Raw genomic sequence first — 18,026 nt, 5'->3', positions numbered from 1 at the left:
AAGCCAGGCATCCAATGTCTATGCCCAACTTCTGCGAGTTGTACGGGGATTACCGCGCCGCAAGCTATAAATACATCGGATGACCGTCAAGAGGTTGAACCAAAAAAAGAGCCCCCGCCCGTCCCGGTATCGGGACAGACGGGGACTCACCGGTCCGGCGGCGATCACTCAAGAGGTGGGCACCGAAGCCACGGACGACCGGCGGTGGAGGACCGAAGACCGGCAGTGAACCATGGGCGACCGGCGGTGGAGGACCGAAGCCCGGCAGTGAACCACGGACGCCCGGCGGTGGAGCACGCAGGACCGGCGCGGCAAGGACGGGGACGCCCCGCGCCCGACGCCCGCCGCGCCTCCGCCAGGCCCGCTACGCCCGCTGCGCCTGCGCTCAGCGCCGCCCCAGCCGCTGCGCGACCTCCGTCGCCCAGTACGTCAGGATCATCTGCGCGCCGGCCCGGCGGATCCCGGTCAGGCTCTCCATGATCGCCGCGTCCCGGTCGATCCAGCCCTTCTCGGCGGCGGCCTCGATCATCGCGTACTCACCACTGATCTGGTACGCGGCGACCGGCACGTCCACCGAGTCCGCGACCTTGGCGAGGATGTCGAGATACGGTCCGGCCGGCTTGACCATCACCATGTCGGCGCCCTCTTCGAGGTCGAGCGCCAGCTCGCGCAGGGACTCACGGGCGTTCGCCGGGTCCTGCTGATACGTCTTGCGGTCGCCCTTGAGCGACGAGCCGACGGCCTCGCGGAACGGCCCGTAGAACGCCGAGGAGTACTTGGCCGTGTAGGCGAGGATCGAGACGTCCTCGTGGCCCGTCCGGTCGAGCGCGTCACGGATGACACCGACCTGGCCGTCCATCATGCCGCTGGGGCCGACCACATGGGCGCCCGCGTCGGCCTGGACCTGGGCCATCTCGGCGTACCGCTCCAGCGTCGCGTCGTTGTCGACGCGGCCGTCCTCGGTCAGGACACCGCAGTGGCCGTGGTCGATGGTCTCGTCCAGGCACAGGTCCGACATGACGACGAGCTCGTCACCGACCTCCTCGCGCACCGCGCGCAGCCCGACCTGGAGGATGCCCTCCGGGTCCGTGCCCGCCGTGCCCCGGGCGTCTTTCTTCTCGTCCAGGGGAACGCCGAAGAGCATGATCCCGGAAACCCCGGCCGACACCGCGTCGACGGCGGCCTTCCGCAGGGTGTCCAGGGTGTGCTGCTGGACACCGGGCATGGCCGAGATGGCGACGGGCGCGTCGATGCCCTCGCGCACGAACGCGGGCAGGATCAGGTTCGCCGGGTCGAGCCGTGTCTCGGCGACCATGCGCCGCATCACCGGGGTCGTCCGCAGCCGCCGGGGGCGGGAGCCGGGGAAGTTTCCGTACACAGTCATGCTTCGAGACTAGACCCGTACACATCACCGATTTACCGACACCGGCGCCGGAAAAAACCTCACAAGGACGACGGGCGGCCCGGCCGCCGAAGCAGCCGGACCGCCCGGTCCACACGCGTCACAGGGGTCGCGGGTCAGGTCGTCGTACGGCGCCGCCGCGCCCCCGGACGCCGCTCGCTCGGCCGCGTCACCGGGTCACCGGCCTCCTTCGCCGCCTCCCGGCGCCGCTCGCCGAACTCGGCGAGGGCCTCGGCCAGCTTGTGCACCGAGGGCTCCGGGGAGAGGACGTCGACGCGCAGACCGTGCTCCTCGGCGGTCTTCGCCGTCGCCGGGCCGATACACGCGATGACCGTCACGTTGTGCGGCTTGCCCGCGATGCCGACGAGGTTCCGTACGGTCGACGACGAGGTGAAGAGCACCGCGTCGAAACCGCCGCCCTTGATGGCCTCACGCGTGTCGGCGGGCGGCGGCGAGGCGCGGACCGTGCGGTACGCGGTGACGTCGTCGACCTCCCAGCCCAGCTCGATGAGCCCGGCCACCAGCGTCTCGGTGGCGATGTCGGCGCGCGGCAGGAAGACCCGGTCGATCGGGTCGAAGACCGGGTCGTACGGCGGCCAGTCCTCCAGCAGACCGGCGGCGGACTGCTCACCGGACGGCACCAGATCCGGCTTCACACCGAAGTCGACGAGCGCGACGGCGGTCTGCTCACCGACGGCCGCGACCTTGATCCCGGCGAAGGCGCGGGCGTCGAGCCCGTACTCCTCGAACTTCTCCCGGACGGCCTTCACGGCATTGACGCTGGTGAAGGCGATCCACTCGTAGCGGCCCGTGACCAGGCCCTTGACCGCGCGCTCCATCTGCTGGGGCGTACGAGGCGGCTCGACGGCGATCGTCGGGACCTCGTGCGGCACGGCACCGTACGAACGAAGCTGGTCGGAGAGCGACGCCGCCTGCTCCTTGGTGCGCGGGACGAGTACCTTCCAGCCGAACAGCGGCTTGGACTCGAACCACGCGAGCTGGTCGCGCTGGGCGGCGGAGCTTCGCTCACCGACCACGGCTATGACGGGCTGGTGCCCGTCCGGCGACGGAAGGACCTTCGCCTGCTTCAGCACCTGGGCGATCGTCCCGAGGGTCGCCGTCCAGGTGCGCTGGCGGGTGGTCGTACCGGCCACCGTCACGGTCAGCGGGGTGTCGGGCTTACGGCCCGCCGAAACCAGCTCGCCGGCGGCCGAGGCCACCGAGTCGAGTGTCGTCGAGACGACGGCCGTGGCATCGCTCGCGCCGACCTCGGTCCAGCAGCGGTCCGAGGCGGTACGGGCGTCGACGAACCGGACGTCGGCGCCCTGCGCGTCACGCAGCGGCACACCGGCGTACGCGGGCACACCCACGACATTGGCCACGCCCGGCACGACCTCGAAGGGGATGCCGGCGGTGGCGCAGGCGAGCATCTCGGCCCCGGCGTTCCCGTCCAGTCCGGGGTCGCCCGAGACGGCACGGACGACCCGCCTGCCGCCCTTCGCTGCCTCCATGACAAGATTGGCGGCGTCCCTGAGAACGGGAACACCGGCGGCTGTTGACTGCGCGTCAACAATCGCCAGCTCAGGGGTGCTTACCCCTGCCCGCGCATGGCAGCGAACAACGCCGAGAACCTCCGGCTCGGCGACAAGAACGTCCGCGCTCGCGAGCGCCTCGACAGCGCGCAGGGTCAGCAGTCCCGGGTCGCCGGGACCGGCGCCGAGGAAGGTGACGTGCCCTTGGGCGGACAGGGCCGGAAAGTCGGATACGGCGGGGCCGGTGGGGCTCAAAGTGCTCGCTCCCCCATAAGACCGGCCGCACCCTTGGCGAGCATCTCGGCCGCGAGTTCGCGACCGAGGGCCGCCGCGTCGTCGTGCGACGTGGGGACGGGACCGGTGGTGGACATCTGTACCAGCGAGGAACCGTCGGTGGAACCGACGACACCGCGCAGGCGCAGTTCATTGACAGCCTGTCCGTCGACCAGGAGGTCGGCCAGCGCACCCACAGGTGCGGAGCAACCGGCCTCCAGGGCGGCGAGCAGGGCACGCTCGGCGGTCACGGCGGCCCGGGTGTACGGGTCGTCGAGCTCGGCGAGCGCGGCGGCGAGGTCGGCGCTGGTCGCAGCGCATTCGATCGCCAGTGCTCCCTGGCCGGGAGCGGGCAGGACGGTGTCGACCGACAGGAAGTCGGTCACCTCACCGGTCCGGCCGAGGCGGCTGAGCCCGGCCGCGGCGAGTACCACCGCGTCCAGCTCCCCGCTTCGTACAAATCCGATACGCGTATCGACGTTCCCCCGGATCGGCACCGTCTCGATGTCGAGGCCGTGGCTACGGGCGTACGCGTTCAGCTGCGCCATGCGGCGCGGCGAGCCGGTGCCGACGCGGGCACCGGACGGCAGCTGCTCGAAGGTCAGCCCGTCCCGGGCCACCAGTACGTCGCGCGGGTCCTCGCGCACCGGTACGGCGGCCAGCACGAGGCCCTCGGGCTGGGCGGTCGGCAGGTCCTTGAGCGAGTGGACGGCGAAGTCCACCTCGCCGCGCAGCAGCGCGTCGCGCAGAGCCGCGACGAACACGCCGGTGCCGCCGATCTGCGCAAGGTGCTCCCGGGAGATGTCGCCGTACGTGGTGACCTCCACGAGCTCGACGGCCCGCCCGGTCACCTCGCTGACCGCGTCGGCGACGAGGCCGGACTGCGCCATGGCGAGCTTGCTGCGCCGGGTGCCCAGCCTCAGCGGCTCGGTGGTCCCCTCGCGCAGGGGTGAGTTGTCGGTCATGACCGCCCTCGATTCGGGTCGTTCAGGTCTGCCCGGGAGACGGCGGCGACCGTCTGCGGGTCGAGGTCGAAGAGTTCCCGCAGCGCATCGGCGTACCCGGCGCCGCCGGGCTCGCTGGCGAGCTGCTTGACCCGCACGGTGGGCGCGTGCAGGAGCTTGTCGACGACGCGGCGCACGGTCTGCGAGATCTCGGCGCGCTGCTTCTCGTCCAGGTCGGGGAGGCGTCCGTCGAGCCTCGCGATCTCGCCCGCGACCACTCCGGCGGCCATCGTGCGCAGGGCGACGACGGTCGGGGTGATGTGGGCGGCACGCTGCGCGGCGCCGAAGGCGGCGACCTCGTCGGCGACGATGGTGCGCACCTGGTCCACATCGGCGGCCATCGGGGCGTCCGCCGACGCCTCGGCGAGCGACTCGATGTCGACGAGACGCACACCGTCGAGACGGGCCGTGGCACCGTCGATGTCGCGCGGCATGGCGAGGTCGAGCAGGGCGAGGCGGACGGGACCGGCGCCCTGGGCGGGCACCGTGGCCCGGCGCACCGCCTGGCGCACCGTGCCGGCGGCGCCGTTCTCCACCCAGGCGGCGTGCCGGTCGGGGTCGGCGGGCGGCGCGGGGACGGACGCGGCGGGCGCCTCGTACGCGGGGTCGAAGGCCAGGCCGAGCGCCCCGGCGACGGCCTCGGCGGTGAGCACGAGCCCCGTCGCGCCGGTGCACGACACGACGACGTCGGCACGTGTCAGTTCGTCGGGGACCGCGGCCATCTCCACGGCCTGGGCCGCCACTCCCGTACCACCGGGCTGGCGCAGGATCTCGACCAGGCGGTCGGCGCGGGCCCGGGTCCGGTTGGCGACGACGATCTCGGCGACGCCCGCACGGGCCAGGGTGGCGGCGGCCAGCGAGGACATCGAGCCGGCCCCGATCACCAGGGCGCGCTTGCCCCTGGCCCAGCCGGCGACGTCCGCACCGGCAGCGAGCTGTTCGAGGCCGAAGGTGACGAGCGACTGCCCGGCCCGGTCGATCCCGGTCTCGCTGTGGGCGCGCTTGCCGACCCGCAGGGCCTGCTGGAACAGGTCGTTCAGCAGGCGGCCGGCGGTGTGGAGCTCCTGCCCCAGCGCCAGTGCGTCCTTGATCTGGCCGAGGATCTGGCCCTCGCCGACGACCATCGAGTCCAGTCCGCAGGCCACCGAGAAGAGGTGGTGGACGGCCCGGTCCTCGTAGTGCACATAGAGATACGGAGTGAGCTCGTCGAGCCCGACGCCGCTGTGCTGGGCGAGGAGCGTGGACAGCTCGGCGACGCCCGCGTGGAACTTGTCCACGTCGGCGTACAGCTCGATGCGGTTGCAGGTGGCCAGCACGGCGGCCTCGACCGCGGGCTCCGCGGCGAGGGAGTCCTGAAGCAGCTTGGCCTGCGTCTCGGCAGCCAGCGACGCCCGCTCCAGTACGGAGACGGGAGCGCTGCGGTGGCTCAGCCCTACGACAAGAAGACTCATGCCGGCATCACGGCGGGCATGTCCCCGTCAGGTCCTTTCCGGTTGCCGGTGGTCGCGCGCACGGGCGGCGCGGCCGGATCCGGGCTGCTCTCGACCCCGTCCTCACCGGCCTTGCGCTGCTCGTGGAAGGCGAGGATCTGAAGCTCGATGGAGAGGTCGACCTTGCGGACGTCCACGCCGTCGGGCACGGAGAGCACCGTCGGCGCGAAGTTCAGGATGGAGGTGACACCCGCGGCGACGAGCCGGTCGCAGACCTGCTGCGCGGCACCGGCCGGGGTCGAGATGACACCGATCGACACGCCGTTGTCGCCGACGATCTTCTCCAGATCATCGGCGTGCTGCACGGGGATCCCGGCGACGGGCGTTCCGGCCATCGCGGGATCGGCGTCGATCAGCGCGGCGACGCGGAAACCGCGGGAGGCGAAGCCGCCGTAGTTGGCGAGCGCGGCGCCGAGGTTACCGATGCCGACGATCACGACGGGCCAGTCCTGGGTGAGCCCGAGCTCACGGGAGATCTGGTAGACGAGATACTCGACGTCGTACCCGACCCCGCGCGTCCCGTAGGACCCCAGGTAGCTGAAGTCCTTGCGCAGCTTGGCAGAGTTGACCCCCGCCGCCGCGGCAAGCTCCTCGGACGAGACCGTGGGGACCGAGCGCTCGGAGAGCGCGGTCAGTGCGCGTAGATACAGCGGAAGCCGGGCGACGGTGGCCTCGGGAATTCCTCGGCTACGGGTCGCCGGTCGGTGAGTTCGGCCAGTTGCCACGGTGCTCCTGCGGGATGAGCGGGGCTGCAGGCGGCCGTGCGTCCCAAGGCCGCCCCGTCGAATGCAGGCTATGTCTTTGTGAACACGTGCACAAAGATAGTGTCCGTTTTGTCCGGTCAAAGTGACCGGGGTCACGCACATTCGTCGTGCGATCCCGGAACCAAGGATCGCATCAACCCGTTGCGGGCCCGAAGGGGGCAAGGCGGTACACACTCCTCATAGCCACTCCCCCGAGACCACTCAAAACGCCCACGATGGTAACCGGGTTCACTCAGGAAAGCAGTGCGCTGCGCAGCCTCGCCGGGTCCACCCGCCAGAACGTGTGCTGTTCGTTATCGATCAGGACGACCGGGATCTGTTCCCAGTACTCCCGGTGCAGCCCCTCGTCCTGGGTGATGTCCTTCTCCTCCCAGGACGCACCGGTCTCCTCGCAGACCTCCCGCACCACCGCCCTCGCGTCGTCACAGAGGTGGCATCCGGGCTTCCCCACCAGGGTGACCACCCGGTCCGCGGGCTTCTTCGTCCTACGTCGCAACAGTGCACTCATGCCTTCATTCTGCGCCGAGGCGGACCGGCACCCCGAGCCGGAAGAGGGCCGGTTCTCCCCTTGATCCGGTACGCCCCGAAACGCCCGTTCGACAAATCGGCAGCCAAGAGTTCACGGCACGGCATCCCAGCAGGTCGGGAACGGACGGACCGACTGGCTATGCTCACGACATGGCCGCACTTGGATGGCTCACAGCCCGTAGGCGCCCCGCGACAGCACGGAGCGTGCTGGCAGGCGAGGCCGCAGCTGAGGCAGCGCGGAAGACCTCCCTCCCCGCCGAACTCCCCGACGACCTGTTCTCCGCCGCCGACCAGGACACCTCTGTCCGCACGGAGGCCGAGGAGCCCGCCTTCCCCGTCGTCGGCGACGACCGGGCCGCCGCCTTCTTCGACCTGGACAACACCGTCATGCAGGGCGCGGCGATCTTCCACTTCGGCCGTGGTCTGTACAAGCGGAAGTTCTTCCAGCGCCGCGAGCTGACCCGGTTCGCCTGGCAGCAGGCCTGGTTCAGGCTGGCCGGCGTCGAGGATCCGGAACACATGCAGGACGCCCGCGACAGCGCCCTGTCCATCGTCAAGGGCCACCGGGTCTCCGAGCTGATGTCCATCGGCGAGGAGATCTACGACGAGTACATGGCCGACCGCATCTGGCCGGGCACCCGCGCCCTCGCCCAGGCCCACCTCGACGCCGGACAGCGGGTCTGGCTGGTCACGGCCGCCCCGGTGGAGACCGCCACGATCATCGCCCGCCGCCTCGGCCTGACCGGCGCGCTCGGCACGGTCGCCGAATCCGTCGACGGCGTCTACACCGGCCGCCTGGTCGGCGAGCCGCTGCACGGGCCCGCGAAGGCCGAGGCGGTCCGCGCCCTCGCGGCGGCCGAGGGCCTGGACCTCGACCGCTGCGCGGCCTACAGCGATTCGCACAACGACATCCCGATGCTGTCCCTGGTCGGACACCCCTACGCGATCAACCCGGACGCCAAGCTCCGCAAGCACGCCCGCGCGCTCGACTGGCGGCTGCGGGACTACCGGACGGGCCGCAAGGCGGCCAGGGTCGGTATCCCGGCCGCGGCCGGCGTCGGCGCTCTCGCGGGCGGCACCGCGGCCGCCGTCGCCCTGCACCGTCGCCGCCGCTGACGCTGACGCACACCCGTTCGTTCACCGCCGGGGGCCGCCGAGCCGCGCCCGGACGACGGCCGCCGATCGGAACCCTCCACCCAGCGACCGCTCCCGCCAGTCGGATTGCTCGCACCTGACCACAACCCGTCGCGCCCGCAGGCAGATCGCGAAGTAATCCGATCAATAACCGGTCACGATGTGCTACTTGATGCGTCGATTAGTCGCTACAGAAGCGACGTAATCGATGATTTGAGCAACTGGGTGTAGCACCGCCTGTACGAAGCGTTATTCTCCTCAGACGCATTCCGGAACCCACCACTCACTACGACGAGTGACGGTTTCGCACTGCACGTGATGGAAGCTCTGCCTCTGGGAGTCCCGTGTACCCACACGTCGGGGTTGACGCCTCGGGCCTGGCTACGCTGCGCGCAACGGTCCTCGACCGCTTGCGCGGCTTCGTCCCCACCGCGTACGCCGTACCCGCATGTGCCACCCCTGCACCTGTCGGCCCTTGCTACGCCATGGCCGAACGCGGTGCGGCGGTCGGAAGACGCAGCAACCGCGGCGCAACTACTACGTCCACCGTCCGCCGGCCCACCGCCGACAGCGACAGCGCGCGCATGATGGAACTCGTCGAGCGCGCACAGGCCGGCGAGGCCGACGCCTTCGGCCGCCTCTACGACCAGTACAGCGACACCGTCTACCGCTACATCTACTACCGCGTGGGCGGCAAGGCGACGGCGGAGGACCTCACCAGCGAGACCTTCCTCCGCGCCCTGCGCCGCATCTCCACCTTCACCTGGCAGGGGCGCGACTTCGGCGCCTGGCTGGTCACCATCGCCCGCAACCTGGTCGCCGACCACTTCAAGTCCAGCCGCTTCCGGCTGGAAGTGACCACCGGCGAGATGCTCGACGCCAACGAGGTCGAGCGCAGCCCGGAGGACTCCGTCCTGGAGTCCCTCTCCAACGCCGCACTGCTCCAGGCCGTGCGCCGCCTCAATCCCCAGCAGCAGGAGTGCGTGACCCTGCGCTTCCTGCAGGGCCTCTCGGTCGCCGAGACCGCCCGGGTCATGGGAAAGAACGAGGGCGCGATCAAGACCCTGCAGTACCGCGCCGTCCGCACCCTGGCCCGGCTCCTTCCGGACGATGCCCGCTGACCCGCCCCCGACCGAATCACTCTCGGCGACATGCTCATCACGCACTGGTCCGATCATCCTTCGTGCGTAACCCAAGTGCCGCGCCCCTCGTTATGCCGGTTACAGGCCCCCTGTCGTCACCCCATGTCCGCCGACACTCACTCATTCGTGTGGAAGCGCTCAAGGTGTGCAACCTTCCGGACCATCAGGGGAGTCGACCGTCATGACGAGAGGAGGTGCCGCCAGTGATCGCAAACGTTTCGGCGCACCGGCGGGCGAACGCCTTCGCCCAGGCCCTGGAGGAGCAGTCGCTCCGCGGTGCGGCGGCCGTACAGCCCGAGGAACCGGCCGAACCGGCCGACCGCGGACCGCTGTTGGCCCTGGCGAACGGCCTCGGTGAGCTACCGCGGCCGGAGATGGATCCCGAAGTCAAAGTGGTGCAGCGAGCCCAGCTCGTCGCCGCCATGGAGGCCATGTTCGCCGAGGGCGGCGCGGCCGCGGACCCTACGGTGCCCGAACAGCGGACCAAGGGGGCCCACCGGGCCTCCCCGCTCCGGAAATTGCGTCCGCGTTCACGCTGGGCGAAGGGGCTCGCGGCCGGCGGACTCACCGTCGGCGTGGCGGCGGGAGCCTTCGGCGGAGTGGCCGCTGCCAGTTCCGACGCCCTGCCGGGTGATTCGCTGTACGGGCTCAAGCGCGGCATGGAGGACATCCATCTCGGCATGGCCAGCGGCGACGCCGACCGCGGCGAGGTCTACCTCGACCAGGCCTCGACCCGCCTCGGCGAAGCCCGCCGCCTGATGGAGCGCGCCCGCTCCGGCGACCTGGACCACGAACAGCTCGGCGAAGTCAGGCGCACGCTCAACGGCATGACGCACGACGCCACCGAGGGCCACCGCCTGCTCCACGCCGCCTACCAGCGGGACGGCGCCATCGGCCCGATCCGGACCCTGGACTCCTTCTCCCGCGCGCACCGAGACAGCTGGAGCAGTCTGCGCGACCGGCTGCCCGTACAGCTGACCGATGTCCGCGACCAGGTCAGTTCGGTCTTCGACGCCATAGACGAAGAGGTCGAACCGCTGCAGTCGCTGCTGCCTCCCGCCCCGGGCAAGGAAAGCGGTTCCCCCCGCTCGGGCACCACGGAGCGGAACACTGGATCGTCGGGTACGCGCCACTCCACGCCCTCGTCCCCGCATGCCTCGCAGGAGCACACGGGCGACAGCGCCACGCCCCACCCGTCCAGCTCCGGCAGTGCCCCGTCCGACGGCCTGATCGCCGGCGGCACGGACGGCCTCTTCGGCCCCCCGCCCCAGGGCACCACACCGTCCGCCGACACCCGGATCAGCCCCCCGCCCGCCCCGGACGTCACCCTGCCCCCGCTCCTCCCCGGCCTGCTCCCGGGCCTGGGCATCAACAGCGAGGATCTGCGCGACTAAGGACTGTCCCGTAATCCCGGGTGGATCGGGTCGGCCAGGACCTCGCGCAACCCTCGATCGCCGGACGGGCTCCCCGAGCCCGTCCGGCGATCGGCGACAAGAAACCCACCGGTGCCCCGGCGGCCGTCGTCAGAAGAACACCGACCTCCGCTGCACCAGCAACTTGTACAGCGTGTGCTGGATCTGCTCCCGCACCTGATCCGTCAGATTGAACATCAGCATCGGATCCTCCGCCGCCTCCACCGGATACCCACTCGTGGAGATCGGCTCCCCGAACTGGATCGTCCACTTCGTCGGCAGCGGCACCACCCCCAGCGGCCCCAGCCAGGGAAACGTCGGCGTGATCGGGAAGTACGGAAACCCCAGCAACCGCGCCAGCGTCTTCGAGTTGCCGATCATCGGGTAGATCTCCTCCGCCCCCACGATCGAACACGGCACGATCGGCACCCCGGCCCGCAGCGCCGTGGACACGAAGCCGCCCCGCCCGAAGCGCTGCAACTTGTACCGCTCGCCGAACGGCTTGCCGATACCCTTGAAGCCCTCCGGCATCACCCCGACGACCTCGCCCCGCCGCAGCAGCCGCTCCGCGTCCTCCGCACAGGCCAGCGTGTGCCCGGCCTTGCGGGCCAGCTCGTTGACCACCGGCAGCATGAAGACGAGATCGGCGGCGAGCAGCCGCAGATGACGGCCCGCCGGATGATTGTCGTGCACGGCGACCTGGAGCATCAGCCCGTCGAGCGGCAGCGTCCCCGAGTGGTTGGACACGATGAGTGCCCCGCCGTCGGACGGGATGTTCTCGATGCCCTTCACCTCGACCCGGAAGTACTTCTCGTACAGCGGCCGCAGCGTCGACATCAGGACATGGTCGGTCAGCTCCTTGTCGTACCCGAACTCATCGACCTCGTACTCGCCGGTGACCCGCCGCCGCAGGAACGCGAGCCCGCCGGCGATCCGCCGGTCCCAGTCACCGCGCCCGGCCCCCTCCGAGTGCGGACCGGCCTGCTCGGGCTCCTCCGACGGCAACGAGGCGTCCTGCTGCCCCGGTAGGGCACTGACGGCCGCCGTCCCGACCACGGAGGCCGCCACGGGCCCCTGGACCCGGCTGCCGCTCCCCGCGGTCCGGCGTCGCGCGGAGCGCGGTGAGCCGCCCGACCGCGAACGGTCGTCGTCGAACGGAATGACCTTGGCATCCGCCATCGTCGGTGCGCTCCTCTACCTGGCGCTGGGGGTCGGGCGTGTGCCGCCCGCCCCGGTGAACCCCAAAACATCGCCGCCCGCCCCGGCGAACGGCAGGGCGGCCAGCCTGTCGACCGCCCTTCCCACCGCCTCCGGCGGCAGCAGTCCGGGCCCCTGACTGCGCGCGAACTCCGCGAACGTCTCCGCGGTACTGAACCGCGGGTGGAAACCCAGGGTCTCGCGCATCTGGACGGTGGAGACCACCCGGCCGTGGGTGAGCAGCCGGATCTGCTCCGGCGAGAAGTCCGTCATGCCGACCCTGCGCAGCGCCTGGCCGACCCAGGTGACGGCGGGCAGCAGCAACGGCATCGTCGGCCGCCCCAGCCGCCGCGAGCACTGCGAGAGCAGCAGCACGCCGTCCCCGGCGATATTGAAGGTGCCGCTGTTCAGCGTCCCGCGCCTCGGCTCGCGCGAGGCGATTCCCAGTACGTCGACGACATCGTCCTCATGCACGAACTGGAGCCTCGGGTCGTATCCGAACACCGTCGGCAGCACGGGCAGCGACAGATAGTCCGCCAGCGGCGAATCCGCCTCCGGCCCCAGGATGTTCGCGAACCTGAGCACGCACACGGCCACGTCCGGCCGACGGCGCGCGAAGCCGCGTACGTACCCCTCGACCTCCACCACGTCCTTGGCGAAGCCCCCGCTCGGCAGGGACTTGGGCGGGGTGGTCTCGGTGAAGACCGCCGGGTCGCGGGGCGCGGAGCCGTACACGTTCGTACTGGACTTGACCACCAGCCGCCGCACGCTCGGCGCCTTCTGGCAGGCCCCGAGCAGCTGCATGGTGCCGATGACGTTGGTCTCCTTGACCGTCGTCCGACCGCTCATACCGACCGATTTGGCGGAGACGTCCAGGTGGACGACCGTGTCGACGGAGTGCTCGGCGAGGACTCTGGCGATCGCGGGCTGCCGGATGTCCGCGCGGACGAAGTCGGCGTCGCCCAACGGGTGTCCGGGCGTGACCGCGTCGACGGCGACCACCCGGTCCACCTCCGGATCACGCTGGACGCGCCGCACGAAGCGGCCGCCCAACTGCCGGGCGGCTCCGGTGACCAGCACGACCTTCCCCAAGATCAGCGCCTCCCGTCGAAAGGTTTCCCCTGGTCGTCACCGTAGCGGGTGGATGTTGCCCTGTGATGACCGCGCGGCGGCCTTCTGCCGAGTCTTTGGCCCGAATGCGGGTACCGCGCAGCGCGCGGACGCCGCGGCGCAACGCACCGCAGCCCTCCCGCCGTATCGGCGGGAGGGCTGCGGATTCACGAACCGCGTTCGCTTACTTCTTGTTGCGACGCTGAACGCGCGTGCGCTTGAGCAGCTTGCGGTGCTTCTTCTTGGCCATCCGCTTACGCCGCTTCTTGATAACAGAGCCCACGACTACCCTCGCTCACTTCTTCTTCACTGGTGCGGGGCGTCTGGGCCCACACGACCTACGTCGGCCTAGCCTACCCGCCACCGCGTGAGGGGCGTAATCCGAGGTGAACCTCAGGCGGACTCCACCCCCACAAAGGACTCGCGGAGATACTCGTGAACCGCTTGCTCCGGAACCCGGAAGGACCTGCCCACCCGGATCGCCGGCAGATGACCGCTGTGCACCAAGCGGTACACGGTCATCTTCGACACCCTCATGACCGAGGCGACTTCCGCCACGGTCAGAAACTTGACCTCGTTGAGAGGCCTCTCGCTGCCAGCAGCCATGACCCACCTGTACCTTCCGCACGAGACGCCCACCGGCTTCCCCTCCGGTGACTCTTCGTCGTTGTGCGCTCACTCCCCAGATTAGGGGCGGGTGATGCGAGTGGGGAAGAGGAGAGGCGATCGGCCGCCTACTGTGACAGACACGCCCGATTGAGTACATAGCGCGTGAGCGGCCGGTAGTAGGCGGACCGCACGGCGTCGTCGAGCGGAACGGCGACCGCCACCCGCCCCTCGGCCTCCCCGACGAACAGCGCGGGATCGTCCGTATCCGCCAGCCCGATCGCCTCGATGCCCAGCTGACCAGCCCCGCAGACCCATCCGTGGTCCCCCACGACCAGCTCCGGCAGCCCCCCTCCCCCCTCCGCCGCCGCCTCCAGAGCGACCCGGACCGGCAGCGGTGAATGGGTATGTGCGCCGGTGTCACCACCGGCACCTCGCGCGCCGGGTTCGCGCACCATCGCGACTCCTCGTACGTAACCGAGGTTGTACGTGCGTACGCCGAACCGGGTCGTTATGTCGACACATCGCCCCTGCGCGGGAGTGAGTACGAGGCACCCGGCCGCCGACAAGGCGTCTGCCAGCTCTGCGTAGAAACCGAGCAGCCGATGCGGATGACCGGTCCCGAGCAGTACTGGCGCCCGGCGCGCCGCGGCATGCGACAACCGCTCGGCGAAAGCCTCCAGACCGGCCAGGGTGCGCTCCGGGTCGATCACATCAGGACCGGAAACATGAGCAGGATCGTCAGAGACCCCGCACTTGTCGGCCATGAGACGAAGGAGATCCTGCTCCTCCCAGCCCCCTTCGGGGGAGAGGCCGAGCGTCACCCTCGGGTCGCGGGCCACGAAGAGCCGATAGCTGCGCAGGCTCGCCTCCCTCGATGTGGCCACGGGCCCGGCCAGCCGGGCCGCCAGCAGATGCGCACGCAGCGCTCCGATGCTCAACACCCCACCGATGCTCCCCCAATCACCCGGACGGGGGGCCAGAAGTCCGGTCACGCCCCACAGTTGGCGTAACCATTCCTCGCCGGCACACAAAGCGGCCGCGCCGTGACCGTCCCCGCCCGGTTCAGGTCAGCAGCCCCCGCAACGGGAAGGCCGCCCGCCTGGTCGCCAACACCGCCTGGTCCAGCCGGTCCGCAGGATCGTACCCCTGCTCCCACGGCTTCCAGGCGGGAGTACGCCCGTCGGTCATCCGGGCCGGTCCCAGCTGCCGGGTCCGGGCAAAGACCTCGTCCCGCCACGAGGACGGAATCACCGATTCGGGGTCCACCGGCGCGTGCGCGGCGATCCCCACCAGATGCGTCCAGGACCGCGGCACCACATCGACCACCGCATAGCCGCCCCCGCCGAGCGCCACCCAGCGCCCGTCCTCGACGTACTCATGGGCGAGATCGTGGCAGGCCGCCATCACCACCCGCTGCGCGTCGAGCGACACCGCGAAATGGGCGAGGGGATCCTCGAAATGCGTATCGGCCCCGTGCTGACTCACCAGCACCTGCGGCCGGAAGTCCGCCAGCAGCTCCGGCACCACCGCGTGGAACGCCCGCAGCCACCCCGCGTCCCCCGTACCCGCCGGCAGCGCCACATTCACCGCACTGCCCTCGCCCGCCCCGGAGCCGGTCTCCTCCGGCCAGCCGGTCTGCGGGAAGAGCGTCCGCGGGTGCTCGTGCAGCGACACGGTCAGGACCCGCGGGTCCTCCCAGAACGCCGCCTGCACCCCGTCACCGTGGTGCACATCCACATCGATGTACGCGACCCGCTCGGCACCCAGCTCCAGCATCCGCGCGATGGCGAGCGCCGGATCGTTGTAGATGCAGAACCCCGCCGCACCACCCGGCATCGCGTGGTGCAGTCCGCCCGTGAAGTTCACGGCATGCGCGGTGTCCCCACGCCACACCGCCTCCGCCGCGGCCACCGACTGCCCGGCGATCAGCGCCGACACCTCGTGCATCCCCGCGAACGCGGGATCGTCCACCGTCCCGAGCCCGTACTGCTGATCGGCGTGCCGGGGATCCGCTGAGGCGGCACGCACGGCGGCCACGTAGTCCTCGCGGTGCACGAGCCGCAGTGTGGACTCCCCGGCGGGCCTGGCCGCCACCACATCCACCGCACCGTCGAGCCCGAAGGCCCGCACCAGTCCCATGGTCAGAGCGAGTCTGACGGGGTCCATCGGATGACTTTCCCCGAAGTCGTAACCCGTTACTGCGTCATCCCACATCAGCTGTGCGCGGCCGCTCATGCCCGCCACCGTATCGGGCAGGCTCCGCGCCGAACGACTTGGCGTACACGAGCGTCGCGAGCACCAGAACCATCGGCACGAGCATCGCACCCCGGTAGCTCCAGGCGTCCCCGAGCGCCCCCACCAACGGCGATCCCACCAGGAATCCCACATAGTTGAAGACGTTCAGCCGCGCGATGGCCGAATCACTCGCCCCGGGGAACATCCGCCCGGCGGCAGCGAACGTCTGCGGCACGATCACGCACAGCCCGAGCCCCAGCAGCGTGAACCCGAGCATCCCGACCCACGCCCCACCGGCCACCGCCACCACGGCGAACCCGACAGCGGCCAGCACACTCCCGGACCGCACCACGGCCACAGCCCCGAACCGCCGCACCCCGAAGTCCCCCACGGCCCGCCCCAGCAGCGTGGTCACCATGTAGACGTTGTACGGAACCGTCGACAGCTGCTCCGAGCTCCCCAGCACATCCTGCAGATACTTGGCGCTCCAGTTGGAGACCGTCGAGTCCCCGATGTACGCGAAGCTCATCACCAGACAGAGCGGCATCAACAACTTGAAGGAGACCGGCGCGGCCCCCTTCCCCTGCGCCGTGCCCGTCTCCGCCGACACGCCCTCGGCGTACCACCGGCTGCCGATGAACGCGACGGGCAGCAGCACGACCACCGCCGGCAGGTAGGAGACCAGCAGCGAGAGGTCCCAGTGCGCCCCGGCCCACGCCATGGACGCCCCGGCGATCCCGCCCAGGCTGTACGCGGCATGGAACCCGAGCATGATGGAACGCCCGTACGCCCGCTGGAGACTGACTCCCATCATGTTCATGGAGGCGTCGAGCGACCCGACGGCAAGCCCGAACACCCCGAGCGCCAGCGCCGCCTCCCACAACGTGCTCCCGGCCCCGACACCGAGCAGCGCAAGCAGCACAACGGGCTGCGCCCACCTCAGTACGATTCCGGGCCGCACCCGCGCGACCACCTTCTCGGTGACCACACTGCCCACCCCGGCCAGGATCGGCACCGCGGCCAGGAACACCGGCAACAGCCCGTCGGATATCCCGTACCGGTCCTGGATGGCGGGAATCCGTGTCACGAGCAGAGCGAAGGTGACTCCCTGCACGAAGAAGCTCAACGAGAGGGAGGCTCTGCCGTGACGCAAACGAGCATCTGTCATGGCCGCGAGCGTAAGGCCAGTTTCTACCCATGGGTAGATGGATCAGGCGAGCAATTCCCGCAGTTGGCTCATGTCGGAGAAGTGCCCGGTCACGCCGGCGAGCCGGTCCGCCGGCATCATCGACGTAAACCCGTACACATCCATCCCCGCGGCCCGAGCCGCCTCCACTCCGAGCGGGCTGTCCTCGACGACGACGCACCGCTCGGGGGGAACACCCATCCGCTCAGCGGCATGCAGAAAAAGATCGGGCGCCGGCTTCCCGTGCCCGACATCCTCCGCGCTGAAGATCCACTCGTCCTCGAACCACTGGTCGAGTCCGGTCTTACGATGTCCGACCCTGATCCGCTCGTGGTTGCCGGAGGACGCGACGCAGTAGGCAACCCCGTCGGCGACAAGCTTCCCCAGCACGTCATCGACGCCTGGCACCGGCACCAGCTCCTGCTGGAACGCCGCGTAGATCCGCGAGTGGAGCGTCTCGTCGAAGTCTGCGGGCAGCTTCTCCCCGGTCCTCTCCTCGACGAGGTCGTGCACCCGGTGCACGGCAGCCCCCATGTAGTCGCGAAGGCATTCCTGGTACGAGGTCGGGTGACCGAGCTCCGTGAGGTACTCGGACAGGATGGTGTTCGAGATCGGCTCGCTGTCCACGAGCACACCGTCGTTGTCGAAGATGACCAGTTCGTAGCGCATGGTTCGAGACTAGACGCTGTGAACGCGGAAAAGCCCCGTGCCACAAGGGCACGGGGCTTTTCCGTAAAAGGAGTTCGGCGGCGTCCTACTCTCCCACAGGGTCCCCCCTGCAGTACCATCGGCGCTGAAAGGCTTAGCTTCCGGGTTCGGAATGTAACCGGGCGTTTCCCTAACGCAATGACCACCGAAACACTATGAAATTAACCAACACCGGAACAACACGGCCGTTCGTTATTTCAGAACAAACACAGTGGACGCGAGCAACTGAGGACAAGCCCTCGGCCTATTAGTACCAGTCAGCTCCACCCGTTACCGGGCTTCCACATCTGGCCTATCAAC

General features: G+C 70.0%; 17 protein-coding genes and 2 rRNA genes. 3 read left to right on the top strand and 16 right to left on the bottom strand.

The genetic code is table 11. The features are described from left to right. Positions 1 to 385 precede the first annotated feature (385 nt). The 6 genes from hemB to ACZ68L_RS01775 all read right to left on the bottom strand — a co-directional run bounded on the left by hemB (position 386) and on the right by ACZ68L_RS01775 (position 6,973). Entirely contained in the window at positions 386 to 1,384 is a 999-nt protein-coding gene (gene hemB, locus ACZ68L_RS01800; RefSeq protein WP_469573355.1) for a porphobilinogen synthase, read from the bottom strand. Positions 1,385 to 1,518: 134 nt separating this feature from the next. Then, entirely contained in the window at positions 1,519 to 3,189 is a 1,671-nt protein-coding gene (locus tag ACZ68L_RS01795) for a bifunctional uroporphyrinogen-III C-methyltransferase/uroporphyrinogen-III synthase (RefSeq protein ID WP_469573354.1), read from the bottom strand. Further along, on the bottom strand, positions 3,186 to 4,172 hold the full coding sequence (hemC, locus tag ACZ68L_RS01790; protein ID WP_469573352.1) for a hydroxymethylbilane synthase: 987 nt from the start codon (positions 4,170 to 4,172) through the stop codon (positions 3,186 to 3,188). Before hemC ends, ACZ68L_RS01795 begins: the two co-directional genes overlap by 4 nt. Then, positions 4,169 to 5,662, bottom strand: a complete 1,494-nt coding sequence (locus ACZ68L_RS01785; protein ID WP_469573350.1) for a glutamyl-tRNA reductase — start codon at positions 5,660 to 5,662, stop codon at positions 4,169 to 4,171. The genes hemC and ACZ68L_RS01785 overlap by 4 nt, the downstream gene beginning before the upstream one ends. Continuing rightward, positions 5,659 to 6,426: a redox-sensing transcriptional repressor Rex gene (locus ACZ68L_RS01780; RefSeq protein WP_469573348.1), complete on the bottom strand. Its 768-nt coding sequence runs from the start codon at positions 6,424 to 6,426 to the stop codon at positions 5,659 to 5,661. The genes ACZ68L_RS01785 and ACZ68L_RS01780 overlap by 4 nt, the downstream gene beginning before the upstream one ends. Before the next feature lie 271 nt (positions 6,427 to 6,697). After that, positions 6,698 to 6,973 carry a glutaredoxin family protein gene (locus tag ACZ68L_RS01775; RefSeq protein ID WP_361457875.1) on the bottom strand — a complete coding sequence of 92 codons (276 nt, stop codon included), beginning with the start codon at positions 6,971 to 6,973 and terminating at the stop codon, positions 6,698 to 6,700. Between the two features lie 170 nt (positions 6,974 to 7,143). On the opposite strand from ACZ68L_RS01775, the gene ACZ68L_RS01770 reads away from it, so the two are divergent. The 3 genes from ACZ68L_RS01770 to ACZ68L_RS01760 all read left to right on the top strand — a co-directional run bounded on the left by ACZ68L_RS01770 (position 7,144) and on the right by ACZ68L_RS01760 (position 10,663). After that, positions 7,144 to 8,109: an HAD family hydrolase gene (locus ACZ68L_RS01770; RefSeq protein ID WP_469573346.1), complete on the top strand. Its 966-nt coding sequence runs from the start codon at positions 7,144 to 7,146 to the stop codon at positions 8,107 to 8,109. Positions 8,110 to 8,471: 362 nt separating this feature from the next. Continuing rightward, positions 8,472 to 9,248 carry an ECF subfamily RNA polymerase sigma factor, BldN family gene (locus ACZ68L_RS01765; protein WP_469573344.1) on the top strand — a complete coding sequence of 259 codons (777 nt, stop codon included), beginning with the start codon at positions 8,472 to 8,474 and terminating at the stop codon, positions 9,246 to 9,248. Between the two features lie 224 nt (positions 9,249 to 9,472). After that, the gene (locus ACZ68L_RS01760; RefSeq protein ID WP_469573343.1) at positions 9,473 to 10,663 is read left to right on the top strand and encodes a DUF5667 domain-containing protein; all 1,191 of its coding nucleotides are present in this window, start codon (positions 9,473 to 9,475) and stop codon (positions 10,661 to 10,663) included. 129 nt (positions 10,664 to 10,792) lie between these two features. Here ACZ68L_RS01760 and ACZ68L_RS01755 read toward each other — a convergent pair whose 3' ends face one another. From ACZ68L_RS01755 to ACZ68L_RS01710, 10 genes are all read right to left on the bottom strand, one after another. Next, on the bottom strand, positions 10,793 to 11,860 hold the full coding sequence (locus ACZ68L_RS01755) for a lysophospholipid acyltransferase family protein (RefSeq protein WP_469573341.1): 1,068 nt from the start codon (positions 11,858 to 11,860) through the stop codon (positions 10,793 to 10,795). 15 nt (positions 11,861 to 11,875) lie between these two features. Further along, positions 11,876 to 12,970 carry an NAD-dependent epimerase/dehydratase family protein gene (locus ACZ68L_RS01750; protein WP_469573339.1) on the bottom strand — a complete coding sequence of 365 codons (1,095 nt, stop codon included), beginning with the start codon at positions 12,968 to 12,970 and terminating at the stop codon, positions 11,876 to 11,878. Positions 12,971 to 13,172: 202 nt separating this feature from the next. Next, positions 13,173 to 13,271: a 30S ribosomal protein bS22 gene (locus ACZ68L_RS01745; RefSeq protein WP_003948845.1), complete on the bottom strand. Its 99-nt coding sequence runs from the start codon at positions 13,269 to 13,271 to the stop codon at positions 13,173 to 13,175. A 110-nt stretch (positions 13,272 to 13,381) separates the two neighbouring features. Continuing rightward, positions 13,382 to 13,594 carry a helix-turn-helix domain-containing protein gene (locus ACZ68L_RS01740; RefSeq protein WP_014046653.1) on the bottom strand — a complete coding sequence of 71 codons (213 nt, stop codon included), beginning with the start codon at positions 13,592 to 13,594 and terminating at the stop codon, positions 13,382 to 13,384. Between the two features lie 128 nt (positions 13,595 to 13,722). Next, positions 13,723 to 14,538 (bottom strand): phosphatase, encoded by an 816-nt coding sequence (locus ACZ68L_RS01735; RefSeq protein WP_469573337.1) that lies wholly within the window; start codon positions 14,536 to 14,538, stop codon positions 13,723 to 13,725. 121 nt (positions 14,539 to 14,659) lie between these two features. Continuing rightward, positions 14,660 to 15,832, bottom strand: a complete 1,173-nt coding sequence (locus ACZ68L_RS01730; RefSeq protein WP_469573335.1) for an acetoin utilization protein AcuC — start codon at positions 15,830 to 15,832, stop codon at positions 14,660 to 14,662. After that, positions 15,801 to 17,000, bottom strand: coding sequence for an MFS transporter (locus tag ACZ68L_RS01725; RefSeq protein WP_469573333.1), 1,200 nt, complete (start codon positions 16,998 to 17,000; stop codon positions 15,801 to 15,803). The genes ACZ68L_RS01730 and ACZ68L_RS01725 overlap by 32 nt, the downstream gene beginning before the upstream one ends. A 42-nt stretch (positions 17,001 to 17,042) precedes the next feature. Next, positions 17,043 to 17,687: an HAD family hydrolase gene (locus tag ACZ68L_RS01720; protein ID WP_469573331.1), complete on the bottom strand. Its 645-nt coding sequence runs from the start codon at positions 17,685 to 17,687 to the stop codon at positions 17,043 to 17,045. Between the two features lie 72 nt (positions 17,688 to 17,759). Then, positions 17,760 to 17,876, bottom strand: a 5S ribosomal RNA gene (gene rrf / locus ACZ68L_RS01715). 77 nt (positions 17,877 to 17,953) lie between these two features. Further along, positions 17,954 to 18,026: ribosomal RNA gene (locus tag ACZ68L_RS01710) — 23S ribosomal RNA — on the bottom strand; the annotation flags it as partial.

This window comes from Streptomyces sp. NPDC104309, assembly GCF_055584025.1.
The sequence above is the reverse complement of the archived record's forward strand: the minus strand, read 5'-3'. Positions and strand labels throughout refer to the sequence as shown.